The organism is Rhodococcus sp. BH5, from assembly GCF_027583855.1.
In the GTDB taxonomy this organism is placed as follows: domain Bacteria; phylum Actinomycetota; class Actinomycetes; order Mycobacteriales; family Mycobacteriaceae; genus Rhodococcus_F; species Rhodococcus_F qingshengii.
On sequence record NZ_JAJHVW010000003.1, the window covers coordinates 134,130 to 158,420 of the forward strand.

Below are 24,291 nucleotides of genomic sequence, written 5' to 3' on the forward strand. Positions count from 1 at the left end.
CTCACTGCCGGCAGCATTGCCTGGCGTCACGAAAGGCGCATCGAACCCGTGTCGATGTACCGCTGATGGAACGAGAATGCCTCGCCCAGGATGTGCGGCGTCTGCCCCGCACCCGGTTGAGCGTCGGCGCGAGCGATGTAATCGTGGAGCAGTGGCCGGAATTCCGGGTGAGCACACTTGTCGACGATCAGGCGCGCGCGTCGCCGCGGAGACAGACCTCGCAGATCCGCCAACCCCTGCTCGGTCACCAACACCTGAGTGTCGTGCTCGGTGTGGTCGACGTGCGGAACCATCGGCACGATCGCCGAGATCTCACCGCCGCGGGCCGTCGACGGGCTCAGGAACATGGACACGTAGCCGTTGCGGGCGAAGTCCCCCGAGCCGCCGATTCCGTTCATGATCTTCGTCCCCATGACGTGCGTCGAGTTCACGTTGCCGTAGATGTCGGCTTCGAGCATGCCGTTCATGGCGATGATTCCGAGCCTGCGCACCACCTCCGGGTGGTTGCTGATCTCCTGCGGACGGAGCGTGATGTGGTGGCGGTAGAAGTCGATGTTCGCGGTCAGTTCTTCGATGCCCTCTTCGGTGAGCGCCAAAGCCGTCGAAGACGCATGCGCGACGGTTCCGTCCTTGATCAGCTTCAGCATCCCGTCCTGGATGACCTCGGAGTAGCAGGTCAGGCCGCGATACGGCCCCCGATCGAGCCCTCCGAGCACCGCGTTGGCGACATTGCCGATGCCCGCCTGCAGCGGAAGCAACGTATCGGCCGGCATCCGTCCGGCGCGCACCTCGAAGTCGAAGAATTCCAGGACGTGGCCGGCGATCGCCTCACTGACGGCGTCGGGTGCAGTGAGAGGGCTCGCGCTGTCACGGCAGTTGGTCTCGACAACGGCCACAACCTTCGTGGGATCCACTCGGAACGTGGTCTGGCCGATCCGGTCCTCGACACGAATGATCTCGAGCGGCTTGCGATGCGGCGGCAGCGCGGTGCCGTAATAGACGTCGTGAATACCTTCCATCGCCTCGGGCACCCACGAGTTGACTTCGAGGATGACTCTGTCGGCGACGTCCAGCCAGGTCTTGTTGTTGCCAATCGACGCGGAGGGAATCAATTCCCCTGATTCGGTGATACCGGCGACCTCGACCACCGCGACGTCTACGTTGCCGTAGTAGCCCTCCCACACCTGCTGAGCCACGTGGGAGAGATGGATGTCCACGTAGTCCATACGACCCTCGTTGATCCGGCGACGTGCGGTGGCCTCGGACTGATACGGCATGCGCAGCGCGATTCCGTCGACCTCCGCGAGCAGCCTTTCGGTCTCGGTGGACACAGAAGCGCCGGTCAGGAGATTGATCGTGAAGTTCGATCCGTTGCCGCGGGTCCGGTGAATACGCTCGGCCAGGGCCGGAATGACAACCTTGGGTGTACCGGCGCTCGCGAAACCGCTGATCGCGACGGTGTCGCCCGGGTTGATGAACTTCACGGCGTCGGACGCAGACATCACCTTCGACGCAAACGCTGTGGCGCGAATGCGGTTGGAGGTGGCGTTGTGTCCGGTCTCACCGAAGGTTGAACTCACGGCACCAGGATAAACAGGGCACGTCGAAGCGATTTACGGGGATAACCCAGACAGAATCGCTCCGACGTGCTATGTGCACCGATCAGTTGACGACGCCGTACACGCCTTCGCCGACCAGGCTCGCAATTCGATATTTCTGGATCTTGCCCGACCCTGTCAGTGGGAACGCCTCCGCGCTGAACCACTCCTTGGGCGCCTTGTGGCGCGCCAGTCGCTCGGTGCAGAACTCGACCAGCTCGGCGGCGGTCGGTTGGTCGGACTCGTCCTTCCAGCGGATAACGGCGACAACTCGCTCACCCCACACCTCGTCGGGCACACCCACGACCGCCACGTCGAGAATCTTCGGATGTGTGAAGATCACGGACTCGACCTCACGCGGATAGATGTTCTCACCGCCGCGGATGATCATGTCCTTGAGGCGGCCGGTAACCCGGACGTATCCACGTTCGTCCATCGTCCCCAAATCGCCGGTATGCAACCAACCGTCCTTGTCCACGGTGTCGGCCGAAGCCTCCGGATTACGGAAGTACTCGGTCATGACGAGGTACCCGCGCGCGCAGATCTCGCCTTGTTCGCCGAGCGGCACGCTGTCCCCGGTCACGACGTCGGAGATCTTCACTTCGACCTGCGGCAACGCGAGTCCGACCGTCTCCGACTTGTCCTCGGGGGTGTCGGCCGGGCTGGTCTGTGTGATGACGGGGCTGGCCTCGGTCTGTCCGTAGACGATGCTGAACCCCGCCCCGAAGGCCGACTCCACCGTGCTGACGAGTTCGGGCGGGACCGACGACCCGCCGGATACGACCACCGAACAGGCCGAAAAGTCGCGACTCGCGAAGCTGGCGTCGTTGATCATCGCGATCAGCATCGTCGGCACTCCACTGACCACGTCAGCGTGAAAGCGTTCCGCCGCATCGAGAACCGCAGTCGGATCGAAGTACTGGATCAGGCCGATGGACATTCTTCGCTGCGCGGCGCCGAGAACCAGGATGCCGCACCCGGCGGTGTGGAACAGCGGCATGGCCGACACAACCGAACCCCGCTCAGGGAATCGGCCTCTCCGACTCACAAAATCGGCATTGTTGACCAATCCGCGGTGATGCAACAGAGCACCTTTGGGAACTCCGGTGGTTCCCGACGTGTACTGGATCTGCGCATTGTCGTCAGGCGAAACTTCCGGCAGAGCGCCCCGTTCGCCCGCCCAACCTCGAACCTGGCGATCCCACTCCTCGAAGTTGACTGCGAGAACTTCTTCTCCCGAAATCGAAATCGCCTCGGATGCAACCGCTGCCATATCGCCACCGCGAAACTTTCCGGTGTGGAAGAGCCCCCGAGACTGGGACTGCGACAAGACGTACGCCAGCTCCTCCGCACCCAACGCAGGATTGGCGGTCACCAGAACCATCCCGGCGAGCGCGGCGCCGTATTGCAGAATCATCCATTCCGGAACGTTCGGAGCCCAGACAGTGATCCGATCTCCGCAGTCGAACTGAGACAAGAGGTAGTGCGCACACCCCTCTGCTTCGTCGAGAAGCTCCGCGAAGGTCCACGTGCGATCGGTTTCAGCCGCCCCGGAAAGCGAATGCGATTGCGTCGGAACCACTTCTCTGATTGCAATCAGATTCGGCGAGTCCGCGGCGCACTCTCGCAGCAGCCCACCCACCGTTTGCTCCTCTATCGGGTCAGACACGTCAGCGGGGAAGTACGACGTTTCGAGAACACTGCTCATCTCACATCCACTTTCTATCGAGGAGGGGTGTCGGACGCGGGGAGCGGCCCGCCTCCGTCTGGAATCTTGCGTCCGGAATCGCGGTACTGAACCGCGGCATGGAATCCGTCGCGCTCGGCAAAATCCTTGAACCAGCGCCCCTCCGGGGAGTGACGCGTAATTCCGTCGAACAGGGTTGCCAGTACCTGGGTGCCTTGCAATCCCATGTTGTCGTACGCCTGGTTGATCATCATCTTCTGCATGGCCAACTGATTGAGCGGAACACCGGCGATGCGATCTGCCAACGCTTCCACCGCCGAGTCCAATTCGTCGGCCGGCACCGCTTCGAGCGCCAATCCCCAGTCAGCCGCAGTGACACCGTCAATGGTGTCTCCCGTCAACAGCATTCGCTTGGCACGCTGGGCTCCGAGCCGGTACACCCACATCGCCGTCGTCGGGCAACCCCACACACGCGCAGGCGGGTATCCGATGCGAGCGTCGTCGGCCATGATCAGCATGTCGCAGGACAGCGCGATGTCACTCCCACCGGCAATCGCATATCCCTGAACCTTGCAGATCGTCGGCTTGAGCGATCGCCAGAGCGTGAAGAAGTCGTCGGTGTTCTGCTTCATCCCGCGAAAGTCCTTGATGGGGTCCCAGACCGGGCCCTGGTTCCACTTTCCGTCAAGGTCGCCTTCGGCAAACTTCTTGAGGTCGTACCCGGCACAAAACGCCTTGCCCGCACCTTGCAAGACGATCACACGGACCTCGTCGTCGTCATTGGCTGCTGCCACCGCGTTTCGAATGTCCGACGGCATCCGGTCGTCGATCGCGTTGAGCCGATCGGGACGGTTGAGCGTGATATACGCTTTACCACCGGACGTCTCGTACTTCAGGGTCGCAAAATCCGTCATCATCGGTCCTGTCGACAGAGCGCGCCTCGCTCGGAACGAGTTGCGCTAGTTCTGGGTGAGGAGCAGGCGAACGACGCCTGCCCATTGACTGATCGAACGACGCGCAGACGCGTCGCTCTTCTGCACTGCCCGGGACAGCGCCAAACCACGGAGCATCAGCACCGTCAGATCTGCAATCTGCGAATAGTTCTCGGAAGCAACAATTTCGGGACCGAAAGCGTCGTGGACAACTCGCCGCAGATCCCGCCCGGCGATTCGCTCCGATTCCCGGAGCACCTCGGCCAACACCGGATCCGTCCGCGCTGCGGACCACAGTTCGAGTTCCGCTTGAAATGGCGGCTGAGTCAACGCCGAATACAGAGCGGAGATCGAGTTCTCGATCGTGTCAACCGACGAATCCTGCCGAGACATGGCAGCTCTTACCGCCACCTCGTTCCGTACGACGATGTTCGACACCAACGCCGCAGTGAGCTCCTGCATGTTCGGAAAGTGGTGCAGCAGAGCGCCCCGACTGACTCCGGCAGCGGTTTGCACCGACTGCGCCGTCAGAGATGAATAACCGTCCGCTATCAGTAAATCCGTTGCCGCATCGAGAATCCGGTGGCGCGTCGCTTCGCGCTGCGCATCGCGCAGGGTCACGGTCTCACCTCCAACTTCTCGAGTGGCATGGATCACAGTTTCACAGTCCATTCAGACTGTCAATGGCCGAAAGCCTCCGGCGTACTCTCGATGCACCGGCCCTTCGGACTGATCGGAGCAACACGTGACGACCTCACCGCCGACCGTCTCGCTGACGCTCGACCAACTTGCTTCACGCGCTGCTTCCCTGATCACCGACGACGGTCGGAGAATCCTCGGCATCACGGGCGCACCGGGAGCCGGAAAGTCGACGGTGTCACAGGCAATTGTGCGGAAATTAGGTTCTCGTTGCTCCATCGTCGAGATGGACGGTTTTCATCTTGCCAATCGGGAACTCGACCGACTCGGCAGGCATGAACGCAAAGGCGCACCGGACACCTTCGACGTCGACGGCTACGCGGCTCTACTACGCCGACTCCGAGCCTCGAACTCGACGGTCTATGCTCCGGTCTTCGATCGCGAGTTCGACGAATCAATAGGCAGCACAACGGCTGTCGATCCATGTACACCGCTGATAGTCACCGAGGGGAACTATCTCCTCCTACCCAGTGGTGGATGGCAGGAAGTGCGAGCAGCACTCGACGAGGTCTGGTATCTCGACGTTCCGGAGGAATCTCGGACGAAGCGCTTGGTGAAACGCCACAGCCGCTTCGGAAAGAGTTCCGAAGCGGCTGCAGAGTGGGTGAAACGGGTAGATCAGCCGAACGCCGAGTTGATCAGCGCAGTCAGGCCACGCGCGGATCTGATCGTCAGAATCGAACGGTCCGAGCCTCACTGATGTCAGCTGAAAACCTAAGAACCGCCGCCGGTTCCGAGAAAAGTGGCCAGCCCGGCAACTCCGGCGATTCCGCCGAATATCGCCGCCAATGCACCGGCGACGGTGATAACGCTGTCGAGCGCTTTGAGATCGGTGTCGGATGAACCCATGGCAGTCTCCTGGAGTCAGAATTGAAAGTGGGGTTGAATGTGCGCCGAAGTGCGCAATGTTGCACACGTCACTTTACCGGCATTCGCGACCCGAATCAACGAAAATTCTCTCTAAGCATGTTGCACTGCAACATATTCAAACAGAAGCTTGCAGGTCCACCGAGGCACGACGACGGCCACCGTCCCGCAGCGCGGGCAGGTGGCCGTCGTTGGATATTGCCGAGGAGTCAGACGCTCGTCACATGCATGACGTGCTTGGCCCTCGTGTACTCCGCCAGTGCGAGCTCCGACAGATCCTTGCCGTAACCCGACCCGGCGAAGCCACCGTGAGGCATCTCAGCGGCGAGCATTCCGTGGGCTCCCACCCAGACGCAGCCGAAATCCAGTTCGGCCGTCATCCTCATCGCGGTGCCGTGGTCGGACGTCCACACGCTCGACGCGAGAGCGTACTTGGTCCCGTTCGCAAGTTCGATCGCTTCAGCCTCGGTGGAGAACGACTGTACGGTGACAACCGGCCCGAATATCTCTTCCTGGACCAGCTCATCTTCCTGCTGCACCCCGGAAATAACAGTCGGCAGATAGAAAAACCCTGGTCCAGCTGGCTTTCCCCCGCCAATACATACGTTCGTATTTGCTGAGCGTCTCTCTACCAACTCCGCCACTCGATCACGGTGAGCGCGGCTGACCAGGGGGCCGAGACAATCGCCCGATTCCGGTCCGCCCAACCTCAAGTCCGCGGCCGCAGCCGTCAACTTCTCGGTGAACTCCTCCGCAACCTCCTCTTGAACGAGAATCCTCGTCGCAGCGGTGCAATCTTGACCGCTGTTGTAAAAGGCCCCGGCAACAATCCCCGCGACTGCGCCGTCGAGGTCCGCGTCGGCGAAAACAACGGCGGGTGCCTTGCCTCCGAGTTCGAGATGCAACAGCTTGACGTCTTCCGACGCGGCCTTTGCGACCGAAATACCCGCTCTCGTCGATCCCGTCAGCGCAATCATCCGAGGAACCGGATGAGCGACGAGCGCGGCTCCGGTATCGCGATCGCCGCACACTACGTTCAACACCCCGGGCGGATAGATCTGCGCTGCAAGCACTCCCAGCATCACCGCGGTTTCCGGCGTCTCCTCGGCCGGCTTGAGCACGAGGGTGTTTCCCGTCGCGAGTGCCGGCGCGATCTTCCAGACCGCCATCATCAACGGGTAGTTCCAAGGAGCGATCGCACCGATCACGCCAATGGGTTCACGTCTGACATAAGACGTAGCACCCTCCGTGTACTCCATTGCGGCAACGCCCGGCAGAGAGCGGGCAATACCCGCGAAGTACCGCAGAAAGTCAACACACTGCGGGATCTCGTCGTCTCGCACCTGCCTGAGAGGCTTGCCGGTACTGCGGCATTCGACCTCGAGGAAATATTTCGCGTTTGCTTCCAGCGCGTCCGCGAGGGCCAGCAGCAACTCCTGACGGCGCGCAGGGGTGGACCGGCGCCAGGACCGCGCAGCCTTCTCGGACGAACGGCAGGCTCGGTCGACGTCATCGGCGGAACCGACGGCAGCACGGGCGTATACATTGTCGGTCACCGGATCGACCAGCACGGAAAGTCTACCTGCCGGGCTCTCGCACGTTCCGTTGATCACGTGACCAAACGCTGCGACAGTCATCGAAGTTTCCACCGTCATGAGCGCGATCCGGGGAGCGCGACGAAGAACTTCTTCGACGGCTCAACCGTCTCCCAGGTACCGCGAAACGACTGCGGCACGAAAAATGCTTCCCCAGCGGAGAATTCGCGACGGTTTCCATCGAGGTCGATCAGCGCCACCCGGCCGCTGATCATGATGCAGACCTCGTCGTACGGATACGGGTCGCACAAGAGCGTGCCGGGCTCGCCTTCCCAACCACCGCCGAAGTATTCCCCGTTCGGATCTCCGAACGACCTCCATTCGGATTCCGACCAGTTCGGGCTCGCGTCGTCACCCCACTCCGGGATGAACCGCGTCCCCTGCCCTGGCCCGAACATTCGAATGTCGTTGACACTCATGTCATTTTTCCTTCGTGTTGGAGCTGGAAATTCGTGCAGCAAACAGATTCAGTACGTTTGCAGTTATTCGTTCGGTGAACGGATCGTGATGGATCAGCCCGTTCACCCATTCGGTGGAACCTGCGTTGAACACGGAGCCGAGACCTCGCTTGTGACAGGCGACCATTCCCGATCCGTATTCGAGATCACGAAGGTGATCTGGAGGCTCACTGCCATAGAAGCATTCGATGATTCCCTGCACTTCGGCGAAAGGCGCACCGATCGGAACTTTCCCGTTCCATTTGTCCCGCGAACCCGAAACTGCCGGCGCCATCGCGATGATCTCCAGATCCTCGGGAGCGCCGTCGACGCCGGTCGCATACGGCTGGCCCTTCCGGAACGTGAAATCCACGCCGTCCATCTCGAATCCGGCAACACAGATCGGGGCGATCCCGAAGTTGTCTCCGTAGTACAGGTCGGTTCCGTTCAACGCCCAATGATCCGGCCGGTATACCGTGAAACCGCCCGAAGACCTGGGAGTTGTTGCACCGTAACGATTGTAGACACCGGCCATGCCGGTCAATCCCATCGTCCACGCCCCCGGTCGGGCAACCTCGGGCGAATCCCACGCCGTCGTCACCCGGGTCGGGTCGACTTCTCGCATCGGATCGTCGAACGGATTCTTGTAACAGACTTGTGCGTCGTTTTCGAGGCGTACCTGCCACAGGAAGTTCCCGCCGAATCGCGCCAGACCACCACCCTCTTCGACGAAATCATCTATGCGGTCACGCATCTCCCAGGACCAGTACTCGTCGTGACCGACGACAACTGCGCATGAATATCCATGCAGCGCTGACGGATCGTTATGCAGATCGTGTTGTGTCACGTGGTGGACGCGGAACCCCTGCTCTTCCGCCCAGACCGTGAACGGCCTCTCGTAAGTGGCCCAGAAGGCGTCCGCATGGTGACGCGAGTAGCCGTTCACCCACGCCCATTCGTACGGCGGGTGACGGGGTATCCATCCGATTCCCGGTGTGTCGGTGTGGATGTTGCGTGCTGCGCCCTCGGGTTTGCGCAACATCCCCCGCGCGACGGGACGCTGCGTCGAGGAAATCGGTGTCGGCACATCGCCGGAGCCGTCCGGAACACCTCGGTAGTGGTTTGCCCCACCCCAGTCGTTGTAGGCCAACATCGTGCTGGTGGTGTGAATGAGTACGAAGTCGGCATGCTCGGGTTCGCGCGCCTTGACGACGAAGAAGCCCTCCCGCTCAATAGTCACCCCTTCGTGGAGCATCCGGACCAGAACCAAGTACATGCCGGACGTCCACTTCGGATCTATCTCGACGGCAAGGGATTCCGACCAGTCGCAGCCCACTGCGTACGCGTCGGCAGGCGTCTGCTGCTGCTTGCCCGGCAGACCGACGTATTGCGCGACCTGTTGCGGCCGGGCGCCGTCTCGAACAATTTCGAGGTCGTATTCTTCTGCGGTGGTATGCACTCGGATCGAGACGGTGTCACCACCGAAGTACGAGAACCTGTCCGCATAGACCCATATCTCGGGAGCGCCCGGAACAATTCCGGGACGTTCGACCAACCCTCCGGGGACCGACCATGCGTATTCGCTCATGCCGACAACTCCTCGACCGAGTGTTCACGTACGCGCATCCCGCGTCCCACGCCGAATGCGAAAGCCAACAGCAATGGCACTGCCAACAAGAAGTTTTGCGCGGTGGTCAACCCGGTCAGGTCACTCATGTTCATCAAGAGGTATCCGAGCGCGACGATCAACGCCACTGCAGCGAGCGAGGGTGCAATCAACCTCTGCCACAGACCTTCACCGCGAGAATCCTGCGAGAAGAACCTGAGCACGGCGACGGAAGTGAGAACCTGCAACACCAGCACACCGATGATCGTTGGTGTATTTGTCCACACGACTACTTGGGTGTACGGGTCTGCGGGCGTCAGCGCAAAGCCGGCGATTGCCGCGAATACCATTGCGCCTTGTGTGATTCCGGCGACGCTCGGCGTTCCAGTGGTCGGCGAAACCCGTGCAAGCGCGGCAGGAAAGACTTTCGCGCGCCCCATGGTGAGCAGATAGCGACTGCAAGCATTGTGGAGGGCAAGGCAACCCGCGAAGAAGCTCGTGACGATCAACAGATGCATCACGTCGGTCATCATGGAGCCGGCAAATTCATTGTTGAGATCGAAGATCAGCTCGGACGGGTCACCGCCGAGTAGGTCGCCCATCCGACTCGGGCCGACGGCCTGCACGATCACCCAAGCACAGAATGCGTAGACCACAGCCAGAACAGTGACTGCTGTGTAGGTCGCACGCGACACTGTGCGTTTGGAATCGACAACTTCCTCGCTGTAGATCGCCGTTTGCTCGAAACCGACGAAGGAGGTGAAGGTCAACACGAAGACGCTCGCCAGTCCGGCTGTCATGAAGGTCGACGGCGAAAAACTGTCGAGCGACAGTCCTTCGTGGCCGCCTTTCAACAGAACCGCCACACAGAAGACTGCGAGGACGCCGAGCTCGAGCGCCATCAAAACGGCCAGCACCTTCGCGCCGATATCGACCCTGCGATATCCCACCACCACGACCAGAACTGCGACCGCCAATGCGCAGGTGTAGACGGAAACGGTTACTCCCAAGAACAACTCGATCGTCGACGAGAGAAAGATGCCGCAAGCGACGACGAATCCGATCTGGCCACCGAGATAGCCGATGTAAGCCAGCACAGAGGCGCCTGCGCCGACTGTTTTTCCGAGCCCTTCGGTGATGTAGGCGTAGAACGCGCCCGCGCCGCGGATATGCCTGCTCATCGCCGTGAAGCCGACGGCGAACAGTAGATAGACGATCCCGGGAACGACGTACCCCACCGGAAGCGCAGCGCCGGAAACCATCAGGCCCAGTGGCGCGAATCCCACCAGGATCGTCAGTGGCGCCGCTGCGGCGATGACGAAGAAGACCAGATGACGGCTGTTGATAGTTCCGGCGCGCAGGCCCGAGGATGACGTGGGAGAACCGGATTCAGAATGCGTTCCTGCACCGGGAGGGTCGGTTTTTTCGGTCATGGGGAGGCTCCGCGAGTTAAGGCAAGTATGCGCCTGCCTGGTCAGGTTTCCCGAGGTTCGCCCGAATTTCTCTCGACGTTCGCCCGGTGTTCCTAAGAGAGTGCCGAATCGTTTCATCAGTGTCAATACCTGCGCTGAAACGATTCGACGTTTTGTTTTGAGGTGCCCCTCACCGGTGCACGCAACATGCCGAAACGATTGATCGATAGGCTGGAGACAAACCGACCAACGAGTAGAAACGATCCGCAGTGGCTACCCCTGTTTCGCCGACGCTTCGTGATGTCGCCAACGCCGCCGGCGTCGCGGTGTCCACGGTCTCCTATGCACTCAACGGCAAGGGCCGGGTCGACGCGGCCACTCGCGCTCGGGTTCAAGAGGTTGCCGACCGCCTTGGATACCGTGCCAATCGGTCGGCCCAGAATCTCAGGTCAGGCCGGACTGCCACCCTCGGGTTGATGCTCCCCGCTCCCGACCAACTGTCATCGGCCGAGTACCTCAATTTCGACTGGTACGGGCGCGTGGCGACCGCCGCGACCCAGGCTGCATTCCACGCCGATCACTCACTCCTCCTACTGCCGTCGATGAAAGATCCGAACGGACTGCGGCGCATCGAGATGGACGGCGTACTGGTCGTCGACCCGATGGTCGACGACCCGCGCGTCGAAGTTCTGCAGAAGATCGGAATCCCCTCTGTCGCAGTGGGTCCTGGACAATCCGGGCAGTTCGGATACTCCACCTCACCGGACCTCGTCTCCACCACGGAGACTCTTCTGAACCACCTCGCCGAACGTGGCGCAAGGGACATTTTCGTCCTCACTCCCGGAATGCATTCGGAGTGGACCCGCGCAACGACTTTCGCTTACTTCGAGTGGTGCCGCGCCCGAGGCGTGGCACCACGCACCAGCGAGGAATTGACGTCGTTTCCGGGCGCCAGCACCGTCGGAGGCCTCATCGGGGCCGCGTATGCGGCCACCCGCGAGGCCCTCGACTCCTCGACTCCGCCTGACGCGATCCTGTCGTTGATTCTCGGTTGCGCCCCGGCAGCGGCGCGAGCGGCCCTCGATCTCGGGCTGTCGATTCCGGGTGACGTCTTGATTGCACAGGACAGTGACGAACCCGCCCTGCTGGTTTCCCAGCCCCCGATCACTGCCTTCGACTTCTTCCCCCAAGAACAGGCGGCAGCGGCCGTAGATGCACTGTTGGCTCTGGTCAACGGTGACGAACCCCCAGTTCAGAGCTATACGCGTAGCGAACTCCGCGTGCGAGCGAGCACGGCCCATTCGCTCACACCATAAATTCACCTGGCACCGATAGACTGATTTCCGAATTATCGTCCGTCGCCTGCCGAGAGGAATCAGGTCATCGCGCACCGCTCCCGCGACCGCTTGGCCGGGTATCTCGCCGTAGTGCTGGTCTGTGCACTCGCCCTCCTCGCATCTGTCAGCAGTGCGACCGGCCTCGACCGCGACGTCGCTCCGGTCCGCATCGCCTACGCCGCGGCCGCAGACACTTTCGGCGATCTGTATCTTCCAGAAGGATCGGACGGTGACCTGCCGGTCGTCGTACTCATTCACGGCGGTGGATGGGCCCAGAAGAGCAATCTCGAATACGCGGGCGCGTGGGCAAAAACCCTGACCCCGTACGGAATTGCGGTCTGGAACATCGAATACAGACGCGTCGGCGGTCAGGGTGGTTGGCCGACCACGCTCTCCGATACCGTTACGGCCACCAACGCCCTGGCCGGCATCGTTCAGGAAAAGGCCTCCGGGCGACTGGATTTGAGCCGTGTACACATCGCCGGCTACTCCGCGGGTGGACAACTTGCCGCCTGGGTCGCATCGCGATCCCAACAGGGTGCAGACGCCCCGGAACCAAACCTCTCGGTGCCGGTTCGCTCGACGACGATCATGGCCGGCGTCTTCGACATGACGCTCGCCGCAACCGCGGGCAAAGATCGATTTGTTCGAAATCTTCTGGGCGGCATGCCTACCGATCATCCCGATCGCTACCGCATCGCATCACCGATCGAGCACCTCCCCACCGGCCTCCCCGTCACGGTGATCCACGGACTCGGAGACAAGGTCGTGTCGGTCGAACAGAGTCGGCGCTATGCCCGTGCCGCCCGAGCAGCAGGCGACGTGGTCGATCTGATCGAACTTCCCGGCGTCGGCCACGGCGAGTTCGGCAACCCGACGACCGACGCCTGGGCTACCACCAAGCAAGCAATAATCGGCCACATAAATGCCTCTTGAGCAGGTAATACGGGCCACAGTGCTCTCAGCCGCTCGAAATAGAATTAGCTGAAACTCAATCGATGACGTACGGTGGGGTTATCAGAGGGCAGCCGTCAGTCAGGCAGCCGGTCGCTTCGCCCGGAACAACAGTTCCAGTATTCGTTCCAGGGGCAGACTTCCAGTTCGGTGCAAATCCGCGCCTTTGATCACTACGCACTTTCATCAGTCCCGCAGATTGTTGACCAGGCCGAAGGCTCCGACGGAGTCCGCCGCCAATCGCGTACCGACTGCACCAGTATCAACATGCGCTACACACCGCACGGGCCCAAAGACCCTGCGGTTCAAAGGAATACCTTGATCAACACCATGATTCACCCCGACGACACGAACAACCAGACGAACAGCAACTCGACGAACGGTCTACGGATCCCGACTACTTCGGGCCGGATCCGCGAGCGCGGTATCGAAATCGTCTGCACCCTCTACCGTTGCAGCACCGACGAAGCCGCCGAGCTCTTGCTCCGACATTCTCAGACCAACAACCTCAAAGTCACCAGCCTGATCAAAGCGCTTGTCGCCCTGATCGACGAAGACACGTCCGGCACTGGTTACGGAAGCAGTAACACGCTGGCGTCTCACTTCTGGCTGCGTGAGATCAGAAATCTCAGCCAGGCCCACCGACGCAGCGATCATTTTCATCGCCATCTCGTCGGCGCGTAACCGGCGCTGAACGACAACTGACCTGAAACGACAGCTGGGGCAGTACACGGAAATCGTGTACTGCCCCGGCTGTCGTGTTTTCAGTTGTCAGGCGGAAGCCGACTCTCGGCAATCAGGCGGAAGCCGATTCCTTGTTCAGGCCCTGCGGAGCACCGTCGGTATCTGTCGCCTCGTCCACATGCTGCGGAGCGAAGAGCAGGCAGACGATGCTCAGGACGCACATGCCGATCAGCAGTGCGATGACCGGCCAGATGCTGCCGGTTGCCTTGTACATCAGCGTCGACACCAGCGGAGACAACCCACCGAAGATCGCGCCTGCACCCTGGTACGCCAACGAAATGCTTGTGTAGCGGGCCTGCGGCTTGAACATCTGCGACAGGACGGCGGCGATCGGGCCGTACGTGGCCGCCAGCACCAGTCGCATGACAGCGAAGGTCAGGAAGATCAGGAACACGGATCCGGACTTCAGCACCAGGAACTGCGGCGCTGCGAGAATCGCGACTGCCGCAAGGCCCCAGATGACGACGCGGACGCGTCCCACCTTGTCGCCGAGCCACGCCACGCCGAGAGTCGCGATCAATTCGACCACTGCAGCGACACTCAGCGCGTTGAGAATCAACGTCTCCGACAATCCGACATCGGGGTCGGTTGCGTATGCCGTGATGAAGGTCGTCACGAGGTAGTAGCCGCCGACTGCGACGGGCAGAATGCCGATGCCCAGGATGATCGGGCGCCAGTTGGTCACCAGCGCGTACTTGAGCGGGAGCATTTCCGGTACGTCCGCGGACTTCACCTCGGATTCGAAAACCGGGGACTCTTCGACCTTCAGGCGAACGACCAAGCCGACGAGAATCAGCAGCGCCGAGCAGAGGAACGGCAGTCGCCAAGCCCACTCGCGCAGAGCGTCGTCGCCGAAGGTGGAGAGAATGCTGAAGAAACCTGTGGCCAGGAGCGCGCCGGCCGGGTTGCCCAGCTGAGCGAAACCGCCGTAGAAGGTCTTCTTGTCCTCGGGTGCATGCTCGACGGCCATCAGGACCGCGCCGCCCCATTCGCCGCCGACGGCAAAGCCCTGGACGAAGCGGAGCAGTACCAGCAGTAACGGCGCCCAGAACCCGATCGACGCGTAAGTGGGCAACATGCCGATGAGGAACGTGCCTGCACCCATCAGCGTCAAAGTCACAACCAATGCGGTGCGTCGGCCCATCTTGTCACCGACATGGCCGAACACGATTCCGCCGAGCGGGCGAGCGAAGAAACCGACGGCGTATGTCGCGAACGCCGCCGCAACGCCGGTCAGGCGGTCGGTTCCGGGTGGGAAGAAGATGTCACCGAACACCAGGGCGGCTGCCGTGGCATACACGTAGAAGTCGTACCACTCGATAGTTGTACCGACGAAGGCTGCAAATCCCGCCTTGCGGGCCTTCACGATCTGTTGCTCTCGGTTCATTACTTTTCCTCGGTGGTCGAAGTGCTCGACAATAGGTGGTTATGACCTGAATGTGCGAGTTCGCCGTCGATCCAGGTCTCTCGGACCTCGATCTGCGCAATCGCGTCGGCCGGAACCTCGAGGGGATCCGCGCCCAGAATGACGAAGTCGGCCCGCTTGCCGACCGAGATGCTGCCCAGCTCTGCTTCGCGGCCCAGCGCACGCGCACCGTTGAGGGTATGAGCCTGCAATGCCTGGTCGGCGGTGATGCGGAGTGCATCGGAGCCGAGCTGATGGCCCTGACGCGTCACACGAGTAACGGCTGCCTGAATTGCTTCGAGCGGCTTCGGCTCTGCGACGGGGGCGTCGGAGCTGATGGTCACGGGAACTTCGGCAGCGATGAACTCGCCGAGCGGGTTGAACCGCTCGCCCGGAGTGCCGATCGCAGCGGTCACGCCCTCACCCCAGTTGTAGTAGTGCTGTGGCTGGTTCACCGGGTAGACACCGGCCAGGTTCATCCTTGCGATCTGCTCGGCCGTCGGGAGTCCGCAATGCTCGATGCGGTGACGAGCGTCGGCGTCGGGGTGAGCCTTCTGCGCAGCTTCGATGGCATCGAGCACCATGTCGATGGCGGTCGGTGACTGAGCGTGCGTGGCGGTCTGCAGACCCACCGAATGTGCCTTGGCAATCAGCTCCGAGTAGTCCGCCGGCTCGTGGTAGAGCTGCCCGGTGCGGCACGGGTCGCCCACGTAGCCGTCGGGGAAGTATGCGGTCCAGCCGCCGAGTGTGCCGTCGGCGTAGAACTTGATGCCCCCGAACGCGAGCCGCGAATTGCCGAAGGCGCCGTGCATTCCCGTGTCGATGACGTGATCGAGGAGGTGGCTGAGCATGTACATGCTGACGCGGGTCTTGAGCTGATCCTGCTCGGCCAGACGCAGGTACATGTCGAATTCACGCCGGGTCACCTGGCAGTCACCGATGGTGGTGACGCCACCGGCCAGGAACTTGTCCTGAGCGACCGACAGCTGGCGAAGGTGCTCTTCCGGCTCGTCCTCGAGATGGAAGTTGGGGCCGTGATGGCCGACCTTCACTCCGTTGACGCCGGTGAGAATGTTGCACGCGGCGTCGGAGAGCTCACCGGTGAGTTCGCCGTCTTCATCTCGGAAGAACTCGCCACCGGCCGGATTCTCGGTGCTCGCGTCGATACCGTGCTTGTCGAAAGTGAAGGAGTTGACGACGCCGCCGTGACCGCTCGCGTTCATGAGGTAGACCTCGCGATCGGTGGCCACCTGATCGAGCTCTTCCTTGAGCGGGTGACGCCCTTCGATCAGGTTGCGGTGCTCGTAGCCGTAACCACGAATCGGGACACCCGCAGGTGCTGTGAGCGCCGCTTCCTGAAGTAGCGCAATGATTCCGGGGATGGAATGTGCCTTCTCCGGCCCACAGTCCACCCAGCTGAGCATCTGCCCGTACATCAACGGGTGTGCATGTGGATCGACGAAGCCGGGGACGACGGTGGCGCCGTCGAGTTCGACCACCGCGGTTGTGCGAGTGCTCAGCCGACGCGCCTCCGTGCTGCATTCCTCGAGCGTTCCCACCGCTGCAAAGCGGTTTCCGAACACCAGGAACGCTTCGGCTCCCACCGTGCTGTCGTCAACGGTGTGGATCTTGGCGCCGGTGAAGATCGTGCCGGTGGCGTCGAGAGGCGAGGCTTCGTGCGTGTGCAACTTGCGCATGGTGGTCCTTCGTCGAGATGGTGGTGCAGGTCACTGCGTGTTGAGCGAAAACTACGCCCTGACCTGGAGCTATGCAATGCATCAAAGTTTCAGACCAGGCGGTATACAACTTTTTTGTATGAGTTTTCGAGCATTTCTGCACTTATCCACATCATCCATGGCCACATGCGACTGTTCTAATAGGAAGCTCATACAGAAAAATCTCTGGAAAAGTTGGGGCAACCATGACGGTCGATCTCGATTCCAAGCTCATTGCCGCACTTCAGCGCAACGGGCGAGCGACGTACCGCGAACTGTCCGTGGCGGTCGACGCCCCACGAGCGGCGGTGTCCACCAGAGTGCAGGCGCTACTCGACTCGGGAACGGTGTCCGTAGTGGCCGTCGCGCACCCCGAACTTCTCGGGCTGAAGGCGCTTGCACACGTCTCGATCGCAGTGTCCGGACCGATGACCCCGGTGCTGGACGCGTTGATCGCATCCGAGGCCGCCGTCTACATCTCGGCAGTCAGCGGGCAGTACAACGTGATTGCGGAACTTCGGGTGCCCAGTCACGACGATCTGTACCGTGCCATCGCCGAACTCCGCTCACAACGTGGCGTTCGATCCGTGAGCACGCTGGTCTACGTCGACGTCATCAAGGGAATCTTCATGCCCGAGACCGCTTTACAAGCCGATATCCGACTCGACTCGACAGATGTCGCGTTGATCGAACTGCTCGAGCGCAACGGGCGAATGCCCTTTCTCGAGCTGGCCGAACACACCGGACTGTCGCCGAGCGCCGTGCGCAACCGGGTCAATCATCTGATCGCGAGCACGGCACTGCGCGTCGGCGCTGTCGTCAAGCGGCGAGGTGGTGGCCGAACGCTGGCAATGGGCATCGGCGTCAATCTGGGCTCACGGGACGACAACGCGGTATCGGAGATCGAGTCGCTGCCCGGAATCGAATTCCTCGCCCGGACCCTCGGACGATACGACGTGATCGCGACGGTTGCCGCCAACTCCTCGAGCGACCTGCATGCGCTGTCCGAACGAATCCGCGGGATCGACGGTGTCAGCGGCTTGGAATCTTGGGCACATCTCGAGGTATTCAAGGAGCACTACGCCCGCAGCCTGGACGTACGCGGGTAATTTCCGAGTCATTGACCCACTTGGTCGGGCACGCTAACCTCGATCAAGTCATTGACCCACTTATTCGAGGTGACATACATGGCCGATTCCGGACGCAAGGTAGACATCGTCGCCGCGGCGATCGAGGAGGCGATCTCGACCGGTCGATGGCCCGTCGGATCAAAACTCCCGCCGGAGACCGCATTGGTCGAAGAATTGGGAGTCGCCCGAAACACCATGCGCGAAGCGGTACGGGCGCTTGCACACGCCGGAGTTCTGTCCGTTCGTCACGGTGGCGGCGTGTACGTCATGGCGGCGTCGCCGGTCGAAGGACTACTCGGGCGCAGGCTCGCCAGAGGTGACGTTCTCGACGTACTGAGCCTGCGACGCGGACTCGAGGTCGAAGCCGCGCGACTTGCAGCGCAGCGCCACACCCCCGAAGATCTCGCGCGGATACATGCAGCCTGGAATGCCCACCCCGGTCACGTCGGCGGCTTCACTGTCGAAGCCGGCATGGCCCTGCACCTTTCGATCGTCGAGGCGTCCCACAATTCCGCACTGATCGACGTCTACCGGGGAGTCCTTGCCGCCGTGACGGATTCGCTGTCCGCAGTCAGTGTCGGTCAAGGTTTCCACGTCGACGAGCACCGACCCTTGATCGCAGCCATCGAGGAACGCAACCCCGACGAAGCAGCGCGCGCGGCGGGCGCAGCGCTCGATACGGTCATCGACACCGTCGAAAGGAGCTTGGCGTGAATCAGGGAAACTGGAACGGTACGACGTATTCGCCTCTTGCCGAGCAACTCTCACCGGCATCGACGGAGGCACTGCGCTCGATCGGGCATGTGAGCACGGTGTACGACGTCTGCGCCGGAACCGGGAACTTTGCGCTCCCGGCGGCTCAGTCAGGCATGACGGTCCACGCACTCGACCTCTCCGCCAGCCAGCTCGAGGTCGCACGCGAACGCTGGATTCCCCACCCCGGCACTACCCAACCCACCTTCACGATCGGCGATGCGCAGTCTTTACCCTGGCCGAATTCGAGTGCCGACGCCTGCGTCAGCATCTTCGGGATCATCTTCTGCCCCGACTCCTCGATTGCCCTCGCAGAGATGATGCGGGTGACCCGGCCAGGCGGAAAGATCTGCGTCGCAACGTGGTCGGAGAACGGGTGGGCAGCAGCACTCCGCCGGGAGGCCGCCTCGGCGTGGAATGGCATCACACCACTACCGACGACATGGTCGAGCTCGAGCGAATTCGAGAAGGCAGCAGCCGGATTGGAGTCGGTGAGCTCGGCCTCCCACCTGCTCGAGTGGCAACTACCAGCCGGATCGGATCCCGTCGAGGAACTGTGCGACCAGGCACCGGCGTTGAAGAACTTTCGCGAGGCCGTTCGAAGCACAGGGAATTGGGCTTCGATGTCAGCGCACCTCCGCTCGACGCTCGAGCCCTATCTCAGGTCGAGCGCGGCCGGCCCCGTCGCCACCAGCGAATACATCCTCCACGTTGGCACTGTCCCGAACTCTGACACCGCGCTCTTCCGAACGCGCGGGTAACCCTCTTGGCCGGATACGGTCTCTTCACCGTCCACCGACCCGAAGAGGCCCGCTCGATGTCCGAATCGAACTCCCTGCCCGAACTGAAGCAAGCATCGCAGCAAGCATCGAAACAAACCTTGTCCATGACCGTCCTCATGACGCCGGACATGTCCAATTTTTCGGGCAACGTTCACGGCGGAACGATTCTGAAGTTTCTCGACCAGGTCGCCTATGCGTGCGCGAGTCGATACGCCCAGACGTACGTCGTGACCCTGTCGGTGGATCGTGTGGTGTTCCGCGAACCGGTGCATGTCGGCGAACTCGTCACGTTCAGCGCTTCCGTCAATTACACCGGGCGCACCTCGATGGAAATCGGAATTCGAGTCGAAACCGAAGACATTCTTCTCGGAAAATCTCGACACACCAATAGTTGCTATTTCACGATGGTGGCGATGGGAAGCGACAGGAAACCGGCTGAGGTACCCCAACTCCGGCCGACCGGAACAATCGCGAGGCAGCGATTCGAGGCCGGGCGTCGGCGTCGTGAACTGCGCAGAGAGAACGAACTTCGTGAACAGTCCATCCGGGCCGCAGTTCGGGACTTAACGCCCGAACACGATGACTGAATCCAGTCATATTTAAGTTATAACCTTATGCATTAAGCTGATCGAGTGACTTCGAAGGCACGGGAAAAGTATGACGTTGTGATTGTCGGCGCGAGCATCGCGGGATGCGCGGCCGCAATCATGTACGCCCAGCAAGGTCTGCGGATAGCGCTTCTCGACGCTCGCTCCGACATCCGAGCGCACAAAGTCCTGTGCACTCACCACCTGCAACCGTGCGGTGCCCCGATCTTGCAACGACTCGGCGCCACGGAAAAACTGCTCGCCCTGGGAATGGTGGAAACCGTTCCGACATTCTGGACCCCGTGGGGAATGATCACCCCTGATGCCGCAGAGAACTCACCGCCACCTGGGTTCAACGTCCGAAGGGAAACTCTCGACCCCCTACTGCGCCAACTCGCGAACGACTACCCGAACGTCGACCTTCTTCTCGGGCATCGCGTTTCCGGACTACTGACCGAGAACGGCACTACTGCAGGCGTCTACGGCACCGAACAGGGTTCGGCCTTCACTGTCGGAGCACGATTGACCGTCGGAGCAGACGGCAAGGATTCGACCGTCGCACGATCCGCTCGTTGCGACTCCGTGACTGCATCCAACGGGCGTTTCAGCTATTTCGCCCAACTCTCCGGACTCGAACGACCCGGCGGAGAAACGTCATTGTCGTGGTTCATGGATCCCGACGTCGCCTATCTGCTCCCCAACGACGGCGGAATCAGCGTGCTGGTCGTCTTCCCTGCCCTCGACAAGCTCGGCTCGTTCGCTGACGACCTGTCTACTGCTTTCCTCGAGTACGCCAACGCATTACCCGGCGCTCCGCTTGTTCGGCGAGAGCACATCGTCGGGAAGATCGTTGGTACCAAACACTTCTCCACAACCCTCACCGAACCCGTAGGTAACGGGTTCGCACTCATCGGCGACGCTGCGGCAACCAACGACCCGTTGTGGGGTATCGGATGCTCGTGGGCACTCGAGACCGCTCAGATGCTGGTCGATGCGACCGCGCACATGCTGACGGAGACGCCGGCAGACACACTCGACTCACATCGGAACGTGAACGCTGCATTGACCGAATACCGTAGCGCCAGAGCGAGTATGACGAATCACATCGACTACATGAGTGGTTACGCCGGTGGGCGAAAGTTCACCGCGATCGAACGTCTGCTCATCTCCGCGGCCACCCACGACCACGACGAAGCCCGAAGGTTCTACTTGTTCGGTTCCCGGTTGATACCGGCCGAACAGTATCTCTCGACTCGCTCGGTCGCGCGGGCAGCACAAAAACATCTCAGGCACCGTCTGCGTCGTAGATCTGTGGCCGGGACGTAATCTGACAAGCGTTTTTTCGGCGCCGGCAACGGGGAACCCTCCGATCGCAACCGAGCCGGAGGAGCGACCATGCGTGCACACATCGCCATTCCGAGTGAATCGACTTGTCACAGGTACGTAGTCGCCGTCGCCAGCTCCACCTTCGCCGAATCGGTCATCTGGTGCGACGGCCCCGCGTTCGACGCAGTACTCGTTCTGGGCAGCGAGATTCCGCAGCACAGTGGCCACCGAGCCGTACTCGCCTGGAATCACTACTTCGGGTGGGCGCTCGGCGTGGAAACCACACCGGATGCGTCGTTCGCCGTTGTCGAATGCCTCGGTATCGGGAGAATGCCGGATCCGGAACTGTGCGCCGACCGCGCTGTCGAGTTGATTGCCCAGGCGGGTAGTTAAGGAACTCGTCGCGCGGCGCACAATCCGGCGGGCATAAGATCGAGCGCGAGTTTCGCACGCCCGACGAAAGAGAGCCCGACATGGACCCGCTGAACAGGCCTGCCGGTCAGCTGGCTCTCGAGAACGAACCGGACGGCAGGGCGACTTTGCGGGCGCGTCAGACGCCCCGCAGTGAGCGTCGCAAGATCGGGAAAGGCCTGCGCAAGCGAGTGGCGCGATCGTCGCTCGGCGACTGGACGCCCCCACCCGATCGACGTGACCCGGTCGATCAGGTCAACACGGCACACGAGGGAAGACTCGACTGGTTGGTTCCGATCCGTGTGGGGCGAATGGTCGCTTCGCCATACGGATTCCTGCGCGGTACCGCCGGATTGATGGCAGAGGACATGGCGCAGCTGCCGTCCACCGGCATCACTCCCGTCATCTGTGGAGATGCGCACGTCGGAAACTTCGGGTTCTACGGATCTCCGGAACGCGAACTTGTCATAGACCTCAACGATTTCGACGAAGCACATCCCGGCCCCTGGGAATGGGATCTACGAAGGCTGGCTGCGAGCATCTGGGTGGCCGGTCGGCAGAACGGTCTCACCGAAGCTCAATGCGAAACAGCAACAACCTCGTGTGTGTCCGCGTATCGCCTCCACTTGGCGAAGCTCTCCGAGCGTCCACTGTTCGATCGCTCCTTCGACCGGGTCGATCTCGACGGACTCACCGACCACGTCACCGATCCTGGGTTGCTGGCCGAGATCAGGCGCGCCGCGGAGCGCGCCCGGCGGCGTACGAGTGACCATGCGGTGCCGCGGTTCACCGTCGAGGATCACGGACGGCGTCAGTTGGTCGAGAACCCGCCGCTCACAACACGACTCACGCCGCAGGACACCGACTTCCTCCTGGAGGGTCTGGACGAGTATCTCGAAACCCTTGCACCACACTGGCGCCGAGTCGTCTCGGGATACAACGTCATCGACGTCGCGCACCGGGTTGTCGGAGTCGGGAGTGTCGCTCTGCGCGCCTATGTCGCCCTGTGCGAAGGGAGCATCCCGGACGACGTCATCTTCTTGCAGCTCAAACAGGCTCGCCGATCCGTAGTTGCGCCCTTCGTGCACGGCGACTCGGCCTGGCACGACCACCAAGGACGACGCGTCGCGGAATACCAGCAAGCTCTCCAGACGGTCAGTGATCCACTGCTCGGTTGGTGCACCGTGGACGACCGCCAGTACTACGTCCGTCAGTTCCGGAACATGAAAGGTTCTGTGGACCTGAACAATATCGATGCAGCAGCCTTGACCGACTATGTCGCGATCTGCGGTCGCCTACTGGCCAAGGGGCATGCACGAACCAGCGGCGCGTCACTGATTTCCGGTTACCTGGGAACCTCGGACGCGGTCGATACCGCCCTCACCCGGTTTGCTCGGCTCTACGCAGATCAGACCGAACGTGACCACGACGCTCTGTGCCGGGCGGTGTCGGCCGGCACGATCGCCGCGGAGCCGGGAATCTGATCCCTCACGCCGCGACAATCCTGCCCTGCTCGAACTTCACTCCACCCCAGATTCCGGTCTGACCAGTGGCAGAGGCGAATTCACGACACGAAGCAACAATCGGGCACCTGTTGCACACGTCGGTCGCGTAGTCGTATCCCTCGGACGGAAAGGGAAACCACCGGTCCGGCTCGGGGTCTCCTCGGCATTCCGCCTGCCACCACGTCCGGTCGTCCGAGATCGGCAAAAGCTCAGCCAAATTGGAGATTTCGTCAGCGCAAATCACTGGCTCCCTTCGACTGTCACGTCCGACTCAATTCACGCCAGATCTCCTGCTGCACTTTCTCGATGCGCCGAGGTGCCTTCGGCTCCCACAGCAGCCGCATACCGGCCTCGGCCGGTGTGCGATCCGCCTTGCGCTGATTGCAGGAACTGCAGCACGCCACCAGATTTCCCCACGTGTTGGGCCCGTTACGGCTCCGCGGCTGGACATGGTCGATGGTCGTTGCCCGGGCGGCGCAGTACGCACATCGACGACCGTCCCGGTCGAAGACACCGGCAAAAGTGGCCCGACTGGAATCGGTGACCGTCACCCGGTGAGCAACGTACACGTACTCGGCGAGCAGGATCGTCCTCGGCAGTGGGATTTCGACGTGCTTGGAGCGCACCGGAAATATCGGGGTCACGTCTTCGGTGGACTGCGCGGAGCCGGTGGCGATCAGGACGACCGCACGATCGGCGCTCACTTCACCGAGGTACTCGTACGTGGCGTTGAGTACCCGGACGGGGCGGTTCATCCAACTGTGAGCAAGTGCGCGGTTCGGGTTCCGCATGAGAGTTCTCAGTTCGTG

The 24,291-nt window shown here is 61.7% G+C and carries 24 protein-coding genes; 11 read left to right on the top strand and 13 right to left on the bottom strand.

The window, feature by feature from the left end; all coding sequences use genetic code 11:
• Positions 1–26 precede the first annotated feature (26 nt).
• The 4 genes from RhoBH5_RS09670 to RhoBH5_RS09685 all read right to left on the bottom strand — a co-directional run bounded on the left by RhoBH5_RS09670 (position 27) and on the right by RhoBH5_RS09685 (position 4,838).
• Positions 27–1,580 (bottom strand): acetyl-CoA hydrolase/transferase family protein, encoded by a 1,554-nt coding sequence (locus RhoBH5_RS09670; protein WP_064443596.1) that lies wholly within the window; start codon positions 1,578–1,580, stop codon positions 27–29.
• 82 nt (positions 1,581–1,662) lie between these two features.
• Positions 1,663–3,306 (bottom strand): AMP-binding protein, encoded by a 1,644-nt coding sequence (locus RhoBH5_RS09675; RefSeq protein ID WP_054826917.1) that lies wholly within the window; start codon positions 3,304–3,306, stop codon positions 1,663–1,665.
• 14 nt (positions 3,307–3,320) lie between these two features.
• Complete coding sequence (locus RhoBH5_RS09680; RefSeq protein WP_223304467.1) at positions 3,321–4,199, bottom strand: crotonase/enoyl-CoA hydratase family protein; 879 nt, start codon at positions 4,197–4,199, stop codon at positions 3,321–3,323.
• A gap of 45 nt (positions 4,200–4,244) precedes the next feature.
• The gene (locus RhoBH5_RS09685) at positions 4,245–4,838 is read right to left on the bottom strand and encodes a TetR/AcrR family transcriptional regulator (protein WP_007730510.1); all 594 of its coding nucleotides are present in this window, start codon (positions 4,836–4,838) and stop codon (positions 4,245–4,247) included.
• Positions 4,839–4,962: 124 nt separating this feature from the next.
• On the opposite strand from RhoBH5_RS09685, the gene RhoBH5_RS09690 reads away from it, so the two are divergent.
• Complete coding sequence (locus RhoBH5_RS09690; protein WP_270008199.1) at positions 4,963–5,616, top strand: nucleoside/nucleotide kinase family protein; 654 nt, start codon at positions 4,963–4,965, stop codon at positions 5,614–5,616.
• Positions 5,617–5,630: 14 nt separating this feature from the next.
• On the opposite strand, the gene RhoBH5_RS09695 is transcribed toward RhoBH5_RS09690, so the two are convergent.
• From RhoBH5_RS09695 to RhoBH5_RS09715, 5 genes are all read right to left on the bottom strand, one after another.
• Complete coding sequence (locus RhoBH5_RS09695; protein WP_003942853.1) at positions 5,631–5,765, bottom strand: hypothetical protein; 135 nt, start codon at positions 5,763–5,765, stop codon at positions 5,631–5,633.
• 227 nt (positions 5,766–5,992) lie between these two features.
• Positions 5,993–7,438: an aminobutyraldehyde dehydrogenase gene (locus tag RhoBH5_RS09700; protein WP_064075032.1), complete on the bottom strand. Its 1,446-nt coding sequence runs from the start codon at positions 7,436–7,438 to the stop codon at positions 5,993–5,995.
• A complete protein-coding gene (locus tag RhoBH5_RS09705) occupies positions 7,435–7,797 on the bottom strand; it encodes a cupin domain-containing protein (protein WP_007730501.1) in 363 nt (120 codons plus the stop codon). The genes RhoBH5_RS09700 and RhoBH5_RS09705 overlap by 4 nt, the downstream gene beginning before the upstream one ends.
• 1 nt (position 7,798) lies before the next feature.
• Positions 7,799–9,403: a N,N-dimethylformamidase beta subunit family domain-containing protein gene (locus tag RhoBH5_RS09710; protein WP_007730498.1), complete on the bottom strand. Its 1,605-nt coding sequence runs from the start codon at positions 9,401–9,403 to the stop codon at positions 7,799–7,801.
• Complete coding sequence (locus tag RhoBH5_RS09715; RefSeq protein WP_270008200.1) at positions 9,400–10,854, bottom strand: APC family permease; 1,455 nt, start codon at positions 10,852–10,854, stop codon at positions 9,400–9,402. The genes RhoBH5_RS09710 and RhoBH5_RS09715 overlap by 4 nt, the downstream gene beginning before the upstream one ends.
• Before the next feature lie 248 nt (positions 10,855–11,102).
• On the opposite strand from RhoBH5_RS09715, the gene RhoBH5_RS09720 reads away from it, so the two are divergent.
• The 3 genes from RhoBH5_RS09720 (at position 11,103) to RhoBH5_RS09730 (ending at position 13,808) form a co-directional block, all read left to right on the top strand.
• Positions 11,103–12,149 (top strand): LacI family DNA-binding transcriptional regulator, encoded by a 1,047-nt coding sequence (locus tag RhoBH5_RS09720; protein WP_007730477.1) that lies wholly within the window; start codon positions 11,103–11,105, stop codon positions 12,147–12,149.
• 90 nt (positions 12,150–12,239) lie between these two features.
• A complete protein-coding gene (locus RhoBH5_RS09725; RefSeq protein WP_030536126.1) occupies positions 12,240–13,106 on the top strand; it encodes an alpha/beta hydrolase family protein in 867 nt (288 codons plus the stop codon).
• Between the two features lie 336 nt (positions 13,107–13,442).
• A complete protein-coding gene (locus tag RhoBH5_RS09730) occupies positions 13,443–13,808 on the top strand; it encodes a hypothetical protein (protein WP_007730475.1) in 366 nt (121 codons plus the stop codon).
• A 112-nt stretch (positions 13,809–13,920) separates the two neighbouring features.
• On the opposite strand, the gene RhoBH5_RS09735 is transcribed toward RhoBH5_RS09730, so the two are convergent.
• Both RhoBH5_RS09735 and RhoBH5_RS09740 read right to left on the bottom strand, forming a co-directional pair.
• Complete coding sequence (locus tag RhoBH5_RS09735; protein WP_003942898.1) at positions 13,921–15,255, bottom strand: MFS transporter; 1,335 nt, start codon at positions 15,253–15,255, stop codon at positions 13,921–13,923.
• Positions 15,255–16,970, bottom strand: a complete 1,716-nt coding sequence (locus tag RhoBH5_RS09740; RefSeq protein WP_007730474.1) for an amidohydrolase — start codon at positions 16,968–16,970, stop codon at positions 15,255–15,257. Before RhoBH5_RS09740 ends, RhoBH5_RS09735 begins: the two co-directional genes overlap by 1 nt.
• 224 nt (positions 16,971–17,194) lie before the next feature.
• On the opposite strand from RhoBH5_RS09740, the gene RhoBH5_RS09745 reads away from it, so the two are divergent.
• From RhoBH5_RS09745 to RhoBH5_RS09775, 7 genes are all read left to right on the top strand, one after another.
• Complete coding sequence (locus tag RhoBH5_RS09745; RefSeq protein WP_007730473.1) at positions 17,195–18,097, top strand: Lrp/AsnC family transcriptional regulator; 903 nt, start codon at positions 17,195–17,197, stop codon at positions 18,095–18,097.
• A 78-nt stretch (positions 18,098–18,175) separates the two neighbouring features.
• Complete coding sequence (locus RhoBH5_RS09750; RefSeq protein WP_007730472.1) at positions 18,176–18,832, top strand: FadR/GntR family transcriptional regulator; 657 nt, start codon at positions 18,176–18,178, stop codon at positions 18,830–18,832.
• Positions 18,829–19,632: a class I SAM-dependent methyltransferase gene (locus tag RhoBH5_RS09755; protein ID WP_007730471.1), complete on the top strand. Its 804-nt coding sequence runs from the start codon at positions 18,829–18,831 to the stop codon at positions 19,630–19,632. Before RhoBH5_RS09750 ends, RhoBH5_RS09755 begins: the two co-directional genes overlap by 4 nt.
• A 56-nt stretch (positions 19,633–19,688) precedes the next feature.
• Complete coding sequence (locus RhoBH5_RS09760) at positions 19,689–20,240, top strand: acyl-CoA thioesterase (protein WP_052027905.1); 552 nt, start codon at positions 19,689–19,691, stop codon at positions 20,238–20,240.
• A 45-nt stretch (positions 20,241–20,285) separates the two neighbouring features.
• Positions 20,286–21,566, top strand: coding sequence for an NAD(P)/FAD-dependent oxidoreductase (locus tag RhoBH5_RS09765; protein ID WP_003942870.1), 1,281 nt, complete (start codon positions 20,286–20,288; stop codon positions 21,564–21,566).
• 69 nt (positions 21,567–21,635) lie between these two features.
• Positions 21,636–21,959, top strand: coding sequence for a DUF6292 family protein (locus RhoBH5_RS09770; protein ID WP_003942947.1), 324 nt, complete (start codon positions 21,636–21,638; stop codon positions 21,957–21,959).
• Between the two features lie 80 nt (positions 21,960–22,039).
• The gene (locus RhoBH5_RS09775; protein WP_003943149.1) at positions 22,040–23,461 is read left to right on the top strand and encodes a DUF2252 domain-containing protein; all 1,422 of its coding nucleotides are present in this window, start codon (positions 22,040–22,042) and stop codon (positions 23,459–23,461) included.
• Positions 23,462–23,465: 4 nt separating this feature from the next.
• Here RhoBH5_RS09775 and RhoBH5_RS09780 read toward each other — a convergent pair whose 3' ends face one another.
• Together RhoBH5_RS09780 and RhoBH5_RS09785 are read right to left on the bottom strand one after the other, a co-directional pair.
• A complete protein-coding gene (locus RhoBH5_RS09780; protein WP_007730463.1) occupies positions 23,466–23,723 on the bottom strand; it encodes a WhiB family transcriptional regulator in 258 nt (85 codons plus the stop codon).
• Positions 23,724–23,742: 19 nt separating this feature from the next.
• Positions 23,743–24,273, bottom strand: coding sequence for an HNH endonuclease (locus RhoBH5_RS09785; protein ID WP_003942825.1), 531 nt, complete (start codon positions 24,271–24,273; stop codon positions 23,743–23,745).
• Between the last annotated feature and the right edge of the window lie 18 nt (positions 24,274–24,291).

Excerpts from the sequence above, each read along its gene's own strand:
- RhoBH5_RS09680 (WP_223304467.1), bottom strand. The coding sequence starts at position 4,199 with ATGACGGATTTTGCGACCCTGAAGTACGAGACGTCCGGTGGTAAAGCG.
- RhoBH5_RS09750 (WP_007730472.1), top strand. The coding sequence starts at position 18,176 with ATGGCCGATTCCGGACGCAAGGTAGACATCGTCGCCGCGGCGATCGAG.
- RhoBH5_RS09710 (WP_007730498.1), bottom strand. The coding sequence starts at position 9,403 with ATGAGCGAATACGCATGGTCGGTCCCCGGAGGGTTGGTCGAACGTCCC.
- RhoBH5_RS09760 (WP_052027905.1), top strand. The coding sequence starts at position 19,689 with ATGTCCGAATCGAACTCCCTGCCCGAACTGAAGCAAGCATCGCAGCAA.
- RhoBH5_RS09785 (WP_003942825.1), bottom strand. The coding sequence starts at position 24,273 with ATGCGGAACCCGAACCGCGCACTTGCTCACAGTTGGATGAACCGCCCC.
- RhoBH5_RS09740 (WP_007730474.1), bottom strand. The coding sequence starts at position 16,970 with ATGCGCAAGTTGCACACGCACGAAGCCTCGCCTCTCGACGCCACCGGC.
- RhoBH5_RS09745 (WP_007730473.1), top strand. The coding sequence starts at position 17,195 with ATGACGGTCGATCTCGATTCCAAGCTCATTGCCGCACTTCAGCGCAAC.
- RhoBH5_RS09775 (WP_003943149.1), top strand. The coding sequence starts at position 22,040 with ATGGACCCGCTGAACAGGCCTGCCGGTCAGCTGGCTCTCGAGAACGAA.
- RhoBH5_RS09675 (WP_054826917.1), bottom strand. The coding sequence starts at position 3,306 with ATGAGCAGTGTTCTCGAAACGTCGTACTTCCCCGCTGACGTGTCTGAC.
- RhoBH5_RS09700 (WP_064075032.1), bottom strand. The coding sequence starts at position 7,438 with ATGACGGTGGAAACTTCGATGACTGTCGCAGCGTTTGGTCACGTGATC.
- RhoBH5_RS09715 (WP_270008200.1), bottom strand. The coding sequence starts at position 10,854 with ATGACCGAAAAAACCGACCCTCCCGGTGCAGGAACGCATTCTGAATCC.
- RhoBH5_RS09695 (WP_003942853.1), bottom strand. The coding sequence starts at position 5,765 with ATGGGTTCATCCGACACCGATCTCAAAGCGCTCGACAGCGTTATCACC.
- RhoBH5_RS09735 (WP_003942898.1), bottom strand. The coding sequence starts at position 15,255 with ATGAACCGAGAGCAACAGATCGTGAAGGCCCGCAAGGCGGGATTTGCA.
- RhoBH5_RS09705 (WP_007730501.1), bottom strand. The coding sequence starts at position 7,797 with ATGAGTGTCAACGACATTCGAATGTTCGGGCCAGGGCAGGGGACGCGG.
- RhoBH5_RS09770 (WP_003942947.1), top strand. The coding sequence starts at position 21,636 with ATGCGTGCACACATCGCCATTCCGAGTGAATCGACTTGTCACAGGTAC.